General features: G+C 69.0%; 2 protein-coding genes. Both read right to left on the bottom strand.

The features are described from left to right. Positions 1-107: 107 nt before the first annotated feature. Positions 108-1,118 (bottom strand): ricin-type beta-trefoil lectin domain protein, encoded by a 1,011-nt coding sequence (locus F8271_RS31095; RefSeq protein ID WP_225854893.1) that lies wholly within the window; start codon positions 1,116-1,118, stop codon positions 108-110. Between the two features lie 154 nt (positions 1,119-1,272). Further along, the gene (locus F8271_RS31090; RefSeq protein ID WP_151493345.1) at positions 1,273-1,470 is read right to left on the bottom strand and encodes a hypothetical protein; all 198 of its coding nucleotides are present in this window, start codon (positions 1,468-1,470) and stop codon (positions 1,273-1,275) included. Positions 1,471-2,026 lie beyond the last annotated feature (556 nt).

The following is a 2,026-nucleotide window of genomic DNA, read 5'->3' as shown; positions in this document are numbered from 1 at the left end:
GGCCGGGCGTCCGGATCCAGACTCTCGTAGGACTTCGACGTCATGCTGATGATCTCTCCTCAGAACCGTCCAGGAAGAGTATCCCCTGGTAGACGAGCTGTCTCACATCAGCGTGACAGGGAGGGGTTCGCCGCCAGACCGGTGTCGGTGAACGTGGTGGCCGGGGGCGCGCCGGTGACCGTGCCGACCTTCACGCCGCCGCGGTACACGTCGTACCCCCGGACCCCGATGTTGTCGGTCGACGCCGTCCACCGCAGCGTCACCGTGGTGCCGGCCGCGGTGCCGGTGAGCTGTGTCGGCGCGGTCGGTGCCTGCGTGTCGGCCTGACACGGCGGCGGCGTGATCGAGACGGTGGTGCTGGCCTGCGACACGTTGCCGGCGGCGTCGCGGGCGTTGACGTACAGGCCCCAGGTCGCCCCGGCGACCACGGTGAGGTCGGTGGACAACGTCGAGCCGCTGACCGACCTCATCAACTGCCCGTCGTGGTAGACGTCGTAGAAGGCCACCGCGACGTTGTCGGTCGAGGCGTTCCACGCGAAGGTCACGGAGTTGCACGTCAGGCCGCTCACCCGAGGGCTGCCCGGCGCGGTGGGCGGCTGGCTGTCGGTGCTGCCCAGGGCCGTCGTCCACCGCTGGTTGCCCTGCCCGTTGCAGGTCCACAGACCGACGGTGGTGCTGTTCGCGGTGCCGGCGCCGGTCACGTCCAGACACAGGCCGGACTGGACGGCCACGATGGTCCCGTCGGTGTTGACCCGCCAGCGCTGGTTGGCGCCGCCGTTGCAGCCGTAGATCTGCAGGGCGGCAGGCGCGCTGGTGTCCTGCCCGACCACGTCCAGGCACATCGTCTCGTCGTAGACCCGCAGCTCACCGGCCGAGGTGAAGGTCCACGCCTGGTTGGCCTGACCGTTGCAGTCGTAGATGTTGATGCCGGCGCCGGCCGTTCGGACGTTGCCGACCACGTCCAGACAGCGGCCACTGGCCACGCCGACCACGGTCGAGGGGGCCGCGGCCACCGCCGGCGCGCCGACCACCACCGTCAGCAGCGTTGCCACTGCCATCGTCGCCGGCAACAGCCGTCGACGTGGTCGACGCGGGTTGGTCCGCGCGAAGAGTCGCATCCGTCCTCCAGGAACAGGGCATCGACCGGCAGGCCCCAGATGACCCGGAGCCCGACCAAGCCGAACGATTGACATCGACCATCACAGATGATTTGCCCACACATGTCAACGAGGTCACTCGATGGGGGACAAAACCGGAGGTCGACGCGCAGGTCTAACCCGCCCGGTCGTCCGCCCAGTGGCGGCCGGAATCCTCGGGGTCCTCCGGTTGCAGGGTGCCGTCCACCAGCCCGGCGAAGAGCGACTCGTACAACCGATCCGGGTCCACCGGTTTTTGCCCCGCCCGCTCAGGGACCATGTCGTGGGCCACCTGCACCTCGACGACCCGGCGTGCCAACGCCGCCACGTCCACGTCGGTGCGGTACAGCGACGCCCACAGCTCTCGCTCCAGCTCGATCGCCGCCGTCTCCCACGCTGCGCGGGTTCCGGCGCCCTGCCCTTCTCCTCCGCGACCCGCCGGTACTCCGCCGCCGAAAGGGCCCTGCGCGCCAGACCCATGAGGTCCGTGATCAACATGAACGGCCGACGGTTGATCGGGAACGCCCACGGAAGCGTCCGGCCGATCCGGGCGACCCCCAGCGTCTTCACCAGGTCGAACAGCAGATCATCCGCCGCCTTCCAGTCCGCGTCCTGGTCGTGGTCGAGCACGGAGCTCCACCATCGCCCAGCTCGCGCACCCAGTGATGCTGGTAACCGAACCCGCTCATGCCGTCCTGCTCCACGAGCAGGCCCGGTGCTCGCGCCACGACCACCGTGCCCCAGTAACCCATCGCGGGAGCTTAGTGGTCCGCTCCGTAAATCCTTCGGGGGTTATGCGGTCAGGGCCAGTGCGGCAGGCTGGTGATCGCAGCCGGTGGGTTGCTGGGGGTTCTGCTCTTTCTGTTCGTGTCGCTCGATCCGGGCCATCA

Source organism: Micromonospora sp. ALFpr18c (assembly GCF_008868155.1).
In the GTDB taxonomy this organism is placed as follows: Bacteria; Actinomycetota; Actinomycetes; order Mycobacteriales; family Micromonosporaceae; genus Micromonospora.
The sequence above is the reverse complement of the archived record's forward strand: the minus strand, read 5'-3'. Positions and strand labels throughout refer to the sequence as shown.